Genomic DNA, 13,331 nt, shown 5'->3' on the forward strand with positions numbered 1-13,331 from the left:
GGGGTGGCCTATTACAAGCGAACAAGTCTTAACCGATTAATCAAAGGGAATGCCCGCGTAATTGCTGCTGATCATCCTGATCCAAATCATCTTCTTCAATTAGATCCGTGGTGACAGAGGCTCGCTTGTCCTGGTCTACTACTCGAGCAGCATTGGAGGCTAAGTGAGTAATTTCGCTCCTTATTTTACTAGCGAAAACTTTTAAGTTAGTTGGCGTTACAATATAGGTTTTTGCCAATTTATCAACTCTAACGCCATCTTCGCGCATTGCTGAACTGAGCCTATCATCAATGCCTGCTCGTAAAACTCTGCCAGCAGTTGTTGAGCAATTGAGTTTTGTAAAATCATAGGCTTGATCGCTTCTTGATAAGGCTGCCATTTCATCTAATATTTTTTCGGTATTTAGGGTATGGGTCAAACTGCTGTTATCTCTGTCTGTTGGCATGGTAGTGATGTAATCTGGCTCATGCCCGCTTGACTTGAAACGCTCTTGAAAATCCTGTCTACAATAGTGGATTTGCCGATTGACGCTATTGATTTCTTTATTTATTGTGTCGATTCTGTCATATTCCTCGTTTGTGAGGTTTAGGCTGAGATCAGGCGTTCTTCCTTCCACTGCTGCTGATTCAATTTCAGTCCTAAAAATATTTGCTTTGTTTTGGAGCCTGTTTAGCTCTGCAAGAAGATCTTCCCTTTCCACCCAAAGCGATTCATAGGCTGGATCATCATCAAAGTCTTCTTCTAGCGAGGGGTGAACAATGTGTCTAAGTTTTTCGACCTCCCTCTCTCGAGTAAAGACCCCCTTTACTGTCGTCTTATTGACATTGGGGACTTCGGTTTCACCAAAAATAAACTCTTTGAATCGTGGAGCTATAGGCCTTGATGGCTCGTTTTCCCATTCACTGTCTTGGTCGTCTTGGAAGGTGTTAATGTGATGGCCATTGGCATGGCCTGGCCACCAACTGAAGTAGGAGAAATAAACGACCCCCTTTACTGCTCTATAACTTCCGTCTTCTTGCTTTACAGGGATGGTCTCTGTTCGTTTACCAATGACAAGCCCATCGTCATCGCCATATTTTTTTGCAAGAGCCTTACCCGCTTCATCAGCCGGCCATGTAACCTCAAGTGCAGCATGCCCAACGTTACCACCAAACATCAATGCACTGACTGCTCTTTTATATCCTAATCCTTTGTTAGCATCCTTCCATGTAAAAACGGTAATGCTCATAGTGATAACCTATAACGGACTTTTGATTAAATTATAGACCAAATGTTCTTTTTAATTTCTATTTTGTTCTTGCTGGGGGAGGGCTATCCAATCAAAGATCTAGCGAGAATAATGAGATTTATGTTTTAATAGGCCTTTGTTTTTCTATAAATTCAGAGCGTATTTATGACCTTTGTTATTACTGAAAGTTGCATTAAGTGCAAATACACCGATTGCGTCGAAGTTTGTCCAGTAGATTGTTTCTATGAAGGCCCTAATTTCCTGGTAATTCATCCTGATGAGTGCATCGATTGTGCCCTCTGTGAGCCAGAATGCCCGGTGCAAGCGATCGTCTCCGAAGATGATTTAACCGAGTCTCAGAAACACTTTAAAGAGCTCAATGCAGAGCTTGCCAAAACCTGGCCAAATATTACTTCCATGAAAGAAGCCCCTGAAGATGCCAAAGATTGGGAAGGTGTCGAAGACAAGCTTCAATACCTGCAAAAAGAGTGGGAGAAGTAATTGAGCTCGTTGATGATGTGGCTACACATTGTCAACGTGCACTAAGTGACAAAGGTCGGCTTTCCACCGCTATTCCTGGTTTTGTGGCGCGCCAGGCACAAATCGAATTATCTACGGCAATTGCTGAGGCAATTGCCGAAAAATCAACCTTGGTTGCTGAAGCGGGAACAGGTACTGGAAAAACCTTTGCATACTTGCTTCCCTGTTTGCTAAATGGCAAAAAGGCACTTATTTCCACTGCGACCAAAACACTTCAGGATCAGCTCTTCCAAAAAGACTTACCAATGCTGGTGCGCGCACTAGGCTTATCAGTGCGTGTACAAAATTTGAAAGGCCGTGCTAATTATCTTTGCCGTCATCGGATTGTCTTGCACGCCGAGGAAGGGCGTTTTGTCAGCCCTCAATGCGCGCAGGAAATTTTGCATGTACGGGAAAAATTGCCCCAGCTTAGTGATGGCGAGCGGTCTGAATTGCCAGAAATTAGTGAGGATTCTCCAGTTTGGCCCTATGTAACTTCTACAGTCGATAATTGTCTAGGTAGCGAATGCGAATACTATCAGGATTGTTTCTTAGTAAAAGCGCGTAAGCGGGCTCTAGATGCTGATGTCGTTGTGATTAATCATCACTTGTTTTTTGCAGATTCCCGTTTAAAGGAAGAGGGTTTTGGTGAACTTTTGCCTGGGGTAGACGTTGTTATTTTTGATGAGGCGCATCAATTAGCCGAGATTGCTGCAAATTTTAATGGTGAGCGTATTGGTACCCGACAGCTCCGTGACTTGGTTGATGATTTGCTGCGGGAATGGCCTGTTTTGGATCTGGCTAATCAACCTCTCAAGCAACTCAGTTTGCAAACTGATCAGGTGATTGATCAACTATTATTAGCTCTACCCAAGAGTGAGGAGCGTGTTGCCTGGGAGGCGATAAGGTCGGGTAAGGCTTTTAACGAGGCTTGGCTGGCTTTGCAAGCTCTGATTGATGAGTTACTGAGTTGCCTTAATGCTGCGGAACCAGAAAATAACCCAGGTCTTAATCGCTGTCTAAAACGGTTGGATGATTTAAGGGACTTGATTTTACACTTCGAACAGAGTGATCAGGCACAAATTCGCTGGGTAGAGCGTTTTAAACATACCTTGGTTTTTCACTCGACCCCCTTTGAGGTTGCAGAATCATTCAAAGCACTTTTAGAGCGTCAGCAAAGTGCCTATGTGTTTACTTCTGCCACTCTGACGATGGCTTCGTCTTTTGATTGTTTTACCAAACCTCTTGGACTAACTACAGCAAAAACACTTTCTCTACCCAGCCCCTTTGATTACCAGCAACAGGCCTTACTTTATCTGCCCCGAGGGCTGCCTGATCCGAAGGATGCTCGTTACTATACCTTATTATTAGAGAAGGCTTTGCCTGTAATAGAAGCTTGTGGAGGACGTTGCTTTTTCTTGTTTACCAGTCATCGCGCTTTAAAATTGGTTGCTCAACAGCTGGCCAATACTTTAAACTACCCGCTTTTGATTCAAGGTGAGGAAGCGAAGCCTATTTTATTAGCTCGTTTTCGACAACTTGGTAATGCGGTTTTATTAGGTACGGCGACTTTTTGGGAAGGTGTTGATGTAAAGGGGGAAGCCCTGTCTTGCGTGATTATTGATAAACTTCCTTTTGCAAATCCCTTCGACCCTGTTGTTCGTGGCAAAATGGCTTATTTTAAATTGCGTGGTTTGTCTGGTTTTGATGAGTTGTCTCTACCTAATGCAGTCCTAGCCTTAAAACAAGGTGTTGGCCGCCTGATTCGTGATGCCAGTGATCGTGGTGTATTGATGATTGCCGATCCACGCCTAACGGGACGGGAATATGGTCGCCATATCTTTGCCAGCTTGCCATCCTTACCAAAAACCCGTGATGAACAAAGAGTATTGACCTTTATTGATGAATTGGCTTTGAAAAATGAATCTGCTGGCAATTGATACCTCGACAGACTGTGCCTCTGTTGCCCTGAATATAAATGGGGAATTACGAAGCGAAGAGCAGGGCGCTCAGCGTAGCCATGCGCGCTTGATTCTTCCTATGATAGAAGGTCTCTTAGCAGAGGCTGGTATGGGTTTAGCTCAGCTAGATGCTATTGTTTATGGTCAGGGACCCGGAAGTTTTACCGGTCTACGGATTGCTTGTAGTGTGGCTAAGGGGCTGGCTTACTCCCAAGATCTCCCTCTCTATCCAGTCAGTAGTCTTGCTGCTATTGCAAACGAAGCCTTTTATAGTAGCGAGCTTGCGCCCAACACTTCAGTGTTAGCTGTTCTTGATGCGCGTATGAACCAACTGTATTGGGGCTGTTTTCATCAGCAGGCTATAATAGTGACCGAAGAGGTATCGGCGGCGGTGGATATCGTCCCTTCTGCTGAAAATCCTATAGTCTTGGCTGGGGTTGGTTATGAGTCGTATCTGCAACAGCTGACACCAGAATTACAGGCAAAAATTAACAACCATTTAACTATTTATCCCAAGGCAGAAGCGATGATCCGCCTCGCCTTGACTGGGGCAATCAAGCCAATTAGTGCTGCTGAAGCCTTACCTGTTTATATTCGCAACCAAATAACACAAGGAGAACCTCGTGGATAAACGTTTGCTAGAAATTTTAGTTTGCCCACTTTGCAAGGGTAAATTGCTGCTTAAAGAGAATGAATTGATTTGTCGTTTCGATCGTTTGGCCTATCCAATCCGCGAAGGGATACCGGTGATGTTAGAACAAGAAGCGCGTTTAATTCCATTAGAAGAAAAGGAAAAGCTTTGAATAGGGTATTCTGGCTCTCCTCATCCGCCCGCAGGGCGGATGAGGGGAGAATCTAACTTAGGCCGCTGCAGCAGCAAGATTCGTATACAGTTCATTACCAGTAACAACCAAGAGATCTTCAGTTTTAGTCGCACCAGCCGTAGTGAAAAAGCGGTTTTTTGTATACGATTCCACGCCTATTTTAAAACCTACATAGTGGGTTAATGATTGCACAGGTTTTAGGATGTTCGTGCGCAGCCATTGTACAAAGTCTGAACGTTTACCATCTGAGAAATGCTCCATTTGGCTATTGTGTATATGGGCTTCTACCTTGCTTAAAAGCAAATTGCCGTAACGTTCATCTCCTAAAAGGTCTAAGTTTCTGTTGATATAATTATTATTCATCAGCTTAAAATCATTAGCTATCGCTTTGAGTTTATTCAGTCTTAGATCAACCTTATCCAACAAATCAACTTGCTCTTTGCTAAGGTTGTTCCCTTGAAAAAGGGCCTGAGGGTTTTGCCGTAATTCTTCTAAAGCTTGCTGGTCATCTGGATGGTTTTTGATTGCTGCTTTGATATGAGTCTCATCAAGCAAGCGAACAAATTCCTCTTGCAATTTTACGATAAGGCGAAGTGACATCTTATATTCTTTAGATTCCATACGTCGCTGGATAATCAACGCTTTAGTAAGCATGCTGTTACGTTGTTGCAGGTGCTTTTCCGCCTGAGTGACTGCATCCTCAAGTTTGCGTACAGAGGTTAACAATTCAGTTGCTGGGCGCTGGTCCAAGGCGTTAAATTCATCATTTAGCCGAGTAGCTTCTTGGCTTGCCAAATTCTGCTTTTCACCTAAAACCGTTATAAAAGGGTTATGCGCACTAAGGGCAGAGGCATTAAAGGCTCTCAATTGATTATTAATTTCTCCAACTGTAGGGCGACAATCGTCTTTTATTTTTGCCCTTACCATTTGAACCTGGCCTTGCAAGGCGGTAATTTTGAAACTAATGTCAAATTCAATTTTGAACAGGCTCTGGGATTGATCTGACGCAATTATGTCTTCGAGAACTTTGTGCTCCGCAGCGAGCTTTTCTTTGATCTCCTCGTCCTGGTGATAAACGCCTAAAGCTGCTCGGGCATTGTTAATCGACGATCGTAGATCGTGAATCAATTTAGATTTTTCTGTATTGTAAAGACTAAGGAGGCTAAGTTGCGCTTTGACGGCAAGGCTATTAAGTCCATCAGCTGCTTTGAATTCTTTTTCAAAACTTGCTAAATCTCTAAGGAAGCTCTCTTGCAAATTAGTGACTTCTCCCAGACGTTCAAAGGGTGATTCAATAGTTAATAAGCGTTCTATTTTTTGATTGTATTCATCAAAGCTTATGGCAAGTCGGCTTTTAAATTGCTCTAAGCTATTAAGGATTTTACGTCCATGCTCAACTTCTTCATAGCTTGTAAATTTGTTTGACATTAGAGCTAATTTAGAGCGTAAATTTTCGATGGAATTATTAATGCTAATTTGCAACTGTTCAACTTTTCTGGCTGTTTCTTTATCTTGTTCGATTTGAACTGTTTTTAGGGTGTGATGATCTTTAATTTCGGAGATAGGAAATTGTTGTATTTTATCTGTGAGAGTACGTAGGGCAATGATTTGTTTTTTTAATGTTTCTACTTGAGCTTTTTCAATGGAAGACGAATCAAAAATATTGAACAATCTTTGTCCAATTGAAGGTTCAGAAAGATCATCTTGTGATGGTTTAAACAGCTCATTTAAAAAATGAGCTATAGCGTCCATTGAAATCGATTTTTTATCATCTTTTCCTAAGAGGTGCCATTTTAATTTTTCTCCAATATGCTGCTGCATTTCTTGGGAAAATTTAGCAACAGGCTTGTGGTTTATTGGTATGCCATCAGCTTGTAAATCCTGAGAGATTATCTCAATAAAGTTTTGCAGTTTTTCTATAAAATAACTGTTGTCAGAATCTTCTCTATCACGTAAATCCAAGATGGAAAAAACTGACAAAAAAAGTTCAAGCTTGTCACGCAAATTATGTTTGTCTTGCTCTAAGCAGTGCTTTAATTCAGCAACCGATGATTCTGTAGGAATAATGCGCTTCTGTTTTGACAAAATTAGATCCTGCAAAGCACTTTTTTCCTTATTTAAATTGCTTAATTTCTTAATTGCAGCATTGAGCTCATTAATCAAAGCTTGATGGTTTTCTGGCTTAATAATGTTATAGAGTTGAGTCCAAGAATTAAATGTTTTTTCAATAAGTTGCTTAGAGCTTTGCTCGGCCTCTCGAAATAAGGAAATTGCATTGCTGATAGTCGAACTATTTTGGCCCAGCTTATCTATATCCGACACTGCAAGATTGAGGCTCGCATTTAGATCAGCAAGAGCATTAAATTGTTCATAAAGATCTTCGACGTTTTTACGCAAGTAGAACTCGTTTTCCTGCTTTTCGTTATGAAAGTTAAGACCTGAGCCATCTCTTATATCAGCGGCAATTTTTTTCTTAGTATTTCTAACAGGTTGAAGTAGTCTATTTATTTCAAGATCTTCAAAACTTAAAACAGATAAATTTTCTTCAATTTTTTGTATACAAGAACTTATTTTATTTAATTTATCAGATAATTTCTTATTTCCTTGAGACTCTAATAGCGCTTTTTGTTGTCTAAGTTTTACCAAATAAGACTCATTTGTTTCTATAACAGCGATTTTAAAGTTTTCCATATTTTCACGAATAACGTCTATTTTTTGTTTGTCTTTAGATGGATTTTCTAACCATTCATATTGTTTTTTTGTTGTAGAGTTTCTCATGATAAATTCGAATAAATAACAAGCCGAATCTTCGATTTCATTAAATTTAATATTGAGTTCATCAAGCAATTCTTTTTCTTTAATTGCCTTATCTAAACAACGTTCTTTTAAGGAATTAATTTGAGAAATTATCCCGGAAAACATTGAGTGGCTATCTGGGCCAATGATGGTTATAAGATCGGAGATTAAATTTTCATATTTTTCTAATTCCGATGTAATTTTATCGCATTCTAAAACCATGTTTTTCACCTCTCGTAGCCTTCGAATGCGATAAAATTATCATTGTCAGCTTAAGACAATCTTAAAGAAATGTATCAAATGTGTAAAAAAATTTTGTGCGGGGGGGGAAGAATCTTCCAAAAGAACCGAATTCTCGCGGTTTGGCCGGCGTTGTTGCATATATAGTGCGTAGGCTGGGCTGACACAAGCCCAGCCTACAATTTTTAACGGCAATGAGCCTCTACCCCATTGCCTGAGGATATGATCCCAGCAAGGTCATCATAACGGACATGGCAGTTAATTCATCCAAGGCTGCTTGAATATGAGATTCTGACTGATGTCCCTCGAAGTCAATAAAAAAGAGATAAGACCAATTACGATGGCGATAAGGGCGTGATTCAATCAATGTCATGTTTATCTTATATTTTTCAAAGGGAGCAAGTAGCTGTACTAAACTGCCTGGTTCATGAGGCGTTGAAATGATTAAAGACGTTTTGTCGCAACCACTTGGCTCTGGCAGCTGTTTGCCGAGAATAATAAAACGCGTGGTATTGTTGGGGAAATCTTCAATATTTTCATGTGACTTGCAGAGGTTATAGATTTCAACAGCATGATCACCACAAATCGCCGCTGAGTTTGGATCTTTGACCGCCAGCTGAGCCGCTACGCCATTTGAAGCAACCTCATGCAAACTGGCTTTGGGGTAATGGACTGAAAGCCAATGTTGACACTGCGCCAGGGCTTGCTGGTGGGCATAAATTTTAGTTAAAGGCTGTTCCGGAGCCTGGCGGGCTAAATGGTGATGTATACGAAGTGTAATTTCGCCGCAAATCTGTACATTGGAATTGATAAGATTATCCAGTGTGTTGGTAACCATTCCTGCAGTGCTGTTTTCAATTGGAACTACACCATAATGCACATTAGAGTTTTCTACCTGCTTAAAGACCTCGGTAATAGAAAGCTCTGGCACAAGATTAACACTCTCGCCAAAATGCTTTTGCACAGCCACCTGGGTAAAGGTTCCTTCTGGACCCAAGTAGGCAATGGAAAGTGGCTGCTGTAAGGCGAGACAAGCACTCATAATATCGCGGAAAATCCTGGCAACCTCGCGGTCGGGTAAGAGACTATCGTTATTTTTGACGATAGAACGGAGAATTTGCGCTTCCCGTTCTGGTCGATAATAAACTGGGCTGTGCTGCTTTTCCTTAATCTTAGCAACCTCAGCAGCCAGTTTTGCTCGGTCTCGAATTAGACTAAAAAGCTGTTTATCAATTTTATCAATTTCAATGCGTATCTTTTGCAGTTCTTCGGTCATGATTAAGGCCTCTTTTTTTACGCAAATAAAGCAAAAATGCCGGGAAAATCATGATTAGAATACCACTAGCAAAGACTAAACGAAAATGGCTAGAGCCTCCCAGGTCCATGCTATTTTCTGGAGGAATAAAGCCTACAATCAGGGTGAGTGTGCAACCGAATAATCCCAGGATGCAGGTTAGGTAATAGCCTATACGTCCTCCAGGAATCACAAAGGGGCGCGGCAGATTAGCAAATTTAGATTTGAGGCGCCAGGCGGCTATGAACATCAGTACATACATTAGGATATAGAGCTCAGTGCTCAGGGCGGTAAATAGCCAGTAAATCGCATTAATGCTAGGGAATAGTAAGAAACCGCTACATAGTAGGGTTACAAGAATAGCCTGTAGTAGCAGAATGCGTGAGGCAATTCCATGCTTGTTTAAGCGATATAACCAATGCGGTAAAAAGCCATTGTCTGCAGCAAGCAACAATCCCTTCGCTGGAGAAATAATCCAGTTAACCATCGACCCCAGGCTGCCAAGTAACAATAAGATCACGATAACAGGCATTAAGGCCTGAAGATGATAGGCCTGGAAAAAATTGGTGAAAGCTTGCATAACCCCATCGACCAGACTAATTTGGGCTTGTGGTAGGACAAAGGCAATCGCAAGAGAGCCAAAAATCATAGTGGTTAGGATAAGGATCACGGAAAAAAGCATGGCTCGAGGGAAGTTTTTCTGTGGATCGCGCACATTGCGAACATGGACTGCGGCCAATTCCATACCAAGAAAAGAGGTCATAATCGCTGTTAAAGAAACCCAGGACTGTGTATCTCCCCAATGAGGTATCAAATGTTGCCAGTGCAAATCAATCGCAATAGGGTGGCCTTTCAATAGCCAGATAACTGCCAGCAGGATAATAAAGGCCATGGGTAAGATCATACCTATTACCGCACAGAAACTGGCGAAGGCGGCTGAGGCGCGTAAGCCTGCAAGGCCAAGAAAGGTCAGAGACCAAAAAATAACTAAAATAACAGAAATTAAGTAATACTTATTTTGTGCTAGGGCGGGGTTAATCAGGTAGGCGAGGGTCCCTGCAATAAATGAGAGAATTGTGGGATACCAGACCATTGTGTTGATCCACTGCAGCCAAATTGTAAAAAAAGCGATTGTGTCACCGAAGGCATGTTTGACCCAGCTATAAACCCCGCCTTCCTCATCCGGCCAGGTGGAGGATAATTCAGCAGAAACCAGTGCAACGGGAATCAGAAAAATGATTGCTGAGAAAATAAAAAAGAAAATGAGCGAGGAACCAAAAAGCGCCGTGGCTGGTAAATTACGGATACTATCGATGGCGCCAGTGATTAACAACACCAAGGCTAGTACTGAAATTTTATCGGAAGACCAGGCTTTCATAGTTGATTTGTTTCCAAGTGCCAATTGGCAAAAAAAGATACGCATTATAAATTAATGATAGAAGCGATGAAAAGACTTTTTTCTTAAAATAGCCTCTCTTTTTTCCCTACGCTCCTGAAGATCTACGTCATGTCGAACGTCTGAGACATCTCCTGAATGTGGCGTAGTGCTAAACCCGGAGATCCCTCACTACGTTCGGGATGACGGAGGTGGCTGGAACAAGCGTAATGACCTTTCTCCCTTCGCCCCTTTGGGGAGAAGGTGCCCGCAGGGCGGATGAGGGGAAACTAAACCCCATGAACCGTAACAATGATTCGCCGTGTAGTCGCTTGATTACGATGTTCACATAAAAAAACGCCCTGCCATTGGCCAAGTCCCAATCGCCCCTTCCTTAGAGGAATGGTCAAACTCGCGCCTAGCAAAACATTTTTTATGTGGGCTGGCATATCATCCTCACCTTCCAAAGTGTGCTGGTAGAGGCGGTTATCATCAGGAATGGTTCTATTGAAATAGGTTTCTAAATCCTCGGGCACATCGGCACAGGTATTTTCACTAATTGCTAATGAGGCTGAGGTGTGTTGTAGGAATAAATGGACGAGCCCCGTTTCTATTGCCGGCATCCCCTCTAAGCTTTGTCCTAACTCTTTCGTTATCAGATGAAAGCCACGAGGTCTGGCTGCTAAGATGCACTCAGTTTGCCAGTAAACAGGCTGACTAGCTTTATCCATGGCGATAACCATCACGGCAAGCAGGGGAGTTAGGTATTGCTCCACCTTTACTTTCCCATTCCTCAGAGGTGTATAGATGTAAACTCAGGGCGTGTAAGCCAGTATTTAATTCCTTTGCCAGCAAATTGTTAATCAGACGATGGCGGGCAATTCGTGTTAAATCTTTAAATTTTTCAGAGACAATAGACAATTTGAAGTGCGTTTCGGCACCTTCTGGTACATGATGCCTATTGGATTCATTCAAAACTTCTAAAAAGCTTGGGTTTAATTCCTGACTAACCAATTGGTTAATGCGTTCTTCACGGGACATAGAGATGCCATAAATTTATTCGAGATTTGTAAAGTATACTCATTGCCCCGCTCATTGTCAGGCTTATTAAGAGAACATTTTAGTTAAGAAGTGAATGAAGATAAGAATAAAAACCACGCCAACTATCCAGGATGTACTCCCGCGATTAATAGGCTTTTCTCCAGAATTAACATTAAAATTCAGACTATTGGCATTAATCGAGTCATAAAAGGTATCTTGATCGACAACAATAGCTTGTGGTGGAAGTTGCTCTGATTCAGTTTTGATACCTGAGGATTTTTTAACCGCTGTGCCAATTGCCATAAACTCTATCAGGCCATTACCTAGCTGATAGACATAAGTTTTTACACCAACGACGTCATCAGCACCAATAGCCTTGGCTTCGTCATTGATTATTGCTAGCGCATTTTCGCGGGCATCGTAAATTAAACGTGTTAATTCGTTAATCTCGCCTTTTACAAAGGATTTCAAGGCAGAGGTTATACCGCCCACCAAGCCTAGGGAGTAAACCGAGGTACCCAGTAGTAGGCGCATGGGTGCATAACCCATATTAGCCATATTCCACATTTCAATATTGGTCATATCTGAGCTAATTGGTTCAGAGCTTGTGATTTGTGGATTATGTGAAGCAGTGCCAATCATCAGCATTTCATTGACGCCACCAAAGGGCAAGATCGTGGTTTTTATCCCGAGCACTGCATTCGCCTGATTTTCCTTTGCATGGGCAACAATGCGAGTGAGGGCTAGGTGTCGTGTCTGATTAAAAATATTGGAGTACTCTTTAATTTCGCCGCGTGCCAAGGTTTTCAAGCCGCCAAGAATTCCGCGGCCGATCCCCATCGAATAAGCCACGTTGCCGAAGGCAAAACAGATTGGTCGATAACCTGAATCTAGCTGGGCGTAAAGTTCTTGGCCATCAGCAGAAGTAGAAAACTTGTCTAAGGCTGTCGAGCGTTCTGCATGGACGGCAGAGCCAATTGCTAGAAATTCAATATTGGAGCCGTGAAAAATGAGCTGGCTATCCACGCCTGTAATGCCTGAGGCCTTATGTCCATTAGCCTCTTGCAGCATGCGTTCATAAGCGGTTTCTCGTCCTTCGGAAATGAGCTGGGTGACTTGTTTTAATTCCCCACCAAGCATTGATTTTAATCCTGAGCCAACGGAGCCAATTAGGCCTAAGGAGTGGACACTATTACCCACAACAATATTCCCAGGCGCATAGCCCTTTTGTGCGAGGCAAAAAATTTCATTCCCTGACAATCCTGTTGTAATAGCCATTTTGGACTCTCCCTAGTTTTAAATTTAAGTTTAGCCATAACTGATGCTAAAAAACAAAAAAATTTCTTTTATCTCTCTTAATGCAGTTTATGGCATACTTCCACAGCTCGCATTAATCCACAGGAGAACAGTATGAAACAGAAGGGGCTCACCCTGATAGAGTTAATGATTGTTATTGCTATATTAGGTATTCTTATTTCAATAGCGGTTCCAGCTTATCGTGATCATGCCGTAAGAGCGCGTGTGACAGAAGGTTTACATTTAGCCCAGGCAGCTAAACTTTCAGTATCAGAAAGAGTGATGGCCACCAATAGCTTACCTGCTTCACAAGTTGATACTGGCTATACAAGCCCTAACTCTACTGCAAATGTCCAATCTATTGTTATCGGTGCGGAAGGGGTAATTACAATTACCTATACCAAGCTGGCTGGTAACGGCACTATCACTCTTGTACCCACGGTAGAATCCAATGGCGACCTAAGCTGGTCTTGTACTGGAGGAACTTTGCTACGACAGTATAGACCATCAACTTGCCGCTAGATGTTCAGAAAAGTCATCTTTGGCGCATCTTGAACGAAAAGGGATTCTAAAAAATACTCACATAGCGATCTATGCTCCGTTTTTTTAGAATCCCTTTTCGTTCAACCTGCACTCAAATCTGAACTTTCCTCCGGGGCCAGGAGGATCGGCTCCACGCCTTCTTGTAGTCTAATATGTACACTAAGTGTTTAATAATTGGGTTTATATGGTTTGATTAGACTATGACCTCAATTTA

At 42.1% G+C, this 13,331-nt stretch carries 12 protein-coding genes; 5 read left to right on the forward strand and 7 right to left on the reverse strand.

All coding sequences use genetic code 11. The features are described from left to right. Positions 1 to 40: 40 nt before the first annotated feature. Positions 41 to 1,228, reverse strand: a complete 1,188-nt coding sequence (locus BN1094_RS06370) for a hypothetical protein (RefSeq protein WP_052403155.1) — start codon at positions 1,226 to 1,228, stop codon at positions 41 to 43. 165 nt (positions 1,229 to 1,393) lie between these two features. Between BN1094_RS06370 and fdxA the strand changes: the two genes are divergently transcribed. The 4 genes from fdxA to BN1094_RS06390 are packed head-to-tail and all read left to right on the forward strand — an operon-like array spanning position 1,394 to position 4,511. Next, entirely contained in the window at positions 1,394 to 1,729 is a 336-nt protein-coding gene (gene fdxA, locus BN1094_RS06375; RefSeq protein WP_043873447.1) for a ferredoxin FdxA, read from the forward strand. Continuing rightward, complete coding sequence (yoaA, locus tag BN1094_RS06380) at positions 1,717 to 3,687, forward strand: DNA repair helicase YoaA (RefSeq protein WP_245614206.1); 1,971 nt, start codon at positions 1,717 to 1,719, stop codon at positions 3,685 to 3,687. Before fdxA ends, yoaA begins: the two co-directional genes overlap by 13 nt. After that, a complete protein-coding gene (tsaB, locus tag BN1094_RS06385) occupies positions 3,668 to 4,339 on the forward strand; it encodes a tRNA (adenosine(37)-N6)-threonylcarbamoyltransferase complex dimerization subunit type 1 TsaB (RefSeq protein WP_043873448.1) in 672 nt (223 codons plus the stop codon). Before yoaA ends, tsaB begins: the two co-directional genes overlap by 20 nt. Beyond that, positions 4,332 to 4,511 carry a Trm112 family protein gene (locus BN1094_RS06390; RefSeq protein ID WP_043873449.1) on the forward strand — a complete coding sequence of 60 codons (180 nt, stop codon included), beginning with the start codon at positions 4,332 to 4,334 and terminating at the stop codon, positions 4,509 to 4,511. Before tsaB ends, BN1094_RS06390 begins: the two co-directional genes overlap by 8 nt. A 57-nt stretch (positions 4,512 to 4,568) precedes the next feature. On the opposite strand, the gene BN1094_RS06395 is transcribed toward BN1094_RS06390, so the two are convergent. The 6 genes from BN1094_RS06395 to BN1094_RS06420 all read right to left on the reverse strand — a co-directional run bounded on the left by BN1094_RS06395 (position 4,569) and on the right by BN1094_RS06420 (position 12,556). Then, positions 4,569 to 7,550, reverse strand: coding sequence for a hypothetical protein (locus BN1094_RS06395; RefSeq protein ID WP_043873450.1), 2,982 nt, complete (start codon positions 7,548 to 7,550; stop codon positions 4,569 to 4,571). Positions 7,551 to 7,770: 220 nt separating this feature from the next. Then, positions 7,771 to 8,844, reverse strand: coding sequence for a prephenate dehydratase (gene pheA, locus BN1094_RS06400; protein WP_043873451.1), 1,074 nt, complete (start codon positions 8,842 to 8,844; stop codon positions 7,771 to 7,773). Continuing rightward, complete coding sequence (locus BN1094_RS06405; RefSeq protein WP_043873452.1) at positions 8,813 to 10,240, reverse strand: amino acid permease; 1,428 nt, start codon at positions 10,238 to 10,240, stop codon at positions 8,813 to 8,815. Before BN1094_RS06405 ends, pheA begins: the two co-directional genes overlap by 32 nt. A 287-nt stretch (positions 10,241 to 10,527) precedes the next feature. After that, the gene (locus BN1094_RS06410; RefSeq protein ID WP_043873453.1) at positions 10,528 to 10,968 is read right to left on the reverse strand and encodes a secondary thiamine-phosphate synthase enzyme YjbQ; all 441 of its coding nucleotides are present in this window, start codon (positions 10,966 to 10,968) and stop codon (positions 10,528 to 10,530) included. Next, positions 10,961 to 11,278, reverse strand: a complete 318-nt coding sequence (locus BN1094_RS06415) for a BolA family protein (protein ID WP_043873454.1) — start codon at positions 11,276 to 11,278, stop codon at positions 10,961 to 10,963. Before BN1094_RS06415 ends, BN1094_RS06410 begins: the two co-directional genes overlap by 8 nt. Before the next feature lie 66 nt (positions 11,279 to 11,344). Next, positions 11,345 to 12,556, reverse strand: a complete 1,212-nt coding sequence (locus BN1094_RS06420) for a heavy metal-binding domain-containing protein (RefSeq protein WP_043873455.1) — start codon at positions 12,554 to 12,556, stop codon at positions 11,345 to 11,347. 132 nt (positions 12,557 to 12,688) lie between these two features. Between BN1094_RS06420 and BN1094_RS06425 the strand changes: the two genes are divergently transcribed. Then, a complete protein-coding gene (locus tag BN1094_RS06425) occupies positions 12,689 to 13,096 on the forward strand; it encodes a pilin (RefSeq protein WP_043873456.1) in 408 nt (135 codons plus the stop codon). Positions 13,097 to 13,331: the final 235 nt, after the last annotated feature.

Origin of the sequence: Legionella massiliensis, from assembly GCF_000756815.1 — a bacterium.
Lineage (GTDB): Bacteria > Pseudomonadota > Gammaproteobacteria > Legionellales > Legionellaceae > Tatlockia > Tatlockia massiliensis.

Excerpts from the sequence above, each read along its gene's own strand:
- BN1094_RS06370 (WP_052403155.1), bottom strand. The coding sequence starts at position 1,228 with ATGAGCATTACCGTTTTTACATGGAAGGATGCTAACAAAGGATTAGGA.
- fdxA (WP_043873447.1), top strand. The coding sequence starts at position 1,394 with ATGACCTTTGTTATTACTGAAAGTTGCATTAAGTGCAAATACACCGAT.
- tsaB (WP_043873448.1), top strand. The coding sequence starts at position 3,668 with ATGAATCTGCTGGCAATTGATACCTCGACAGACTGTGCCTCTGTTGCC.
- BN1094_RS06395 (WP_043873450.1), bottom strand. The coding sequence starts at position 7,550 with ATGGTTTTAGAATGCGATAAAATTACATCGGAATTAGAAAAATATGAA.
- pheA (WP_043873451.1), bottom strand. The coding sequence starts at position 8,844 with ATGACCGAAGAACTGCAAAAGATACGCATTGAAATTGATAAAATTGAT.
- BN1094_RS06405 (WP_043873452.1), bottom strand. The coding sequence starts at position 10,240 with ATGAAAGCCTGGTCTTCCGATAAAATTTCAGTACTAGCCTTGGTGTTG.
- BN1094_RS06410 (WP_043873453.1), bottom strand. The coding sequence starts at position 10,968 with ATGGATAAAGCTAGTCAGCCTGTTTACTGGCAAACTGAGTGCATCTTA.
- BN1094_RS06415 (WP_043873454.1), bottom strand. The coding sequence starts at position 11,278 with ATGTCCCGTGAAGAACGCATTAACCAATTGGTTAGTCAGGAATTAAAC.
- BN1094_RS06420 (WP_043873455.1), bottom strand. The coding sequence starts at position 12,556 with ATGGCTATTACAACAGGATTGTCAGGGAATGAAATTTTTTGCCTCGCA.
- BN1094_RS06425 (WP_043873456.1), top strand. The coding sequence starts at position 12,689 with ATGAAACAGAAGGGGCTCACCCTGATAGAGTTAATGATTGTTATTGCT.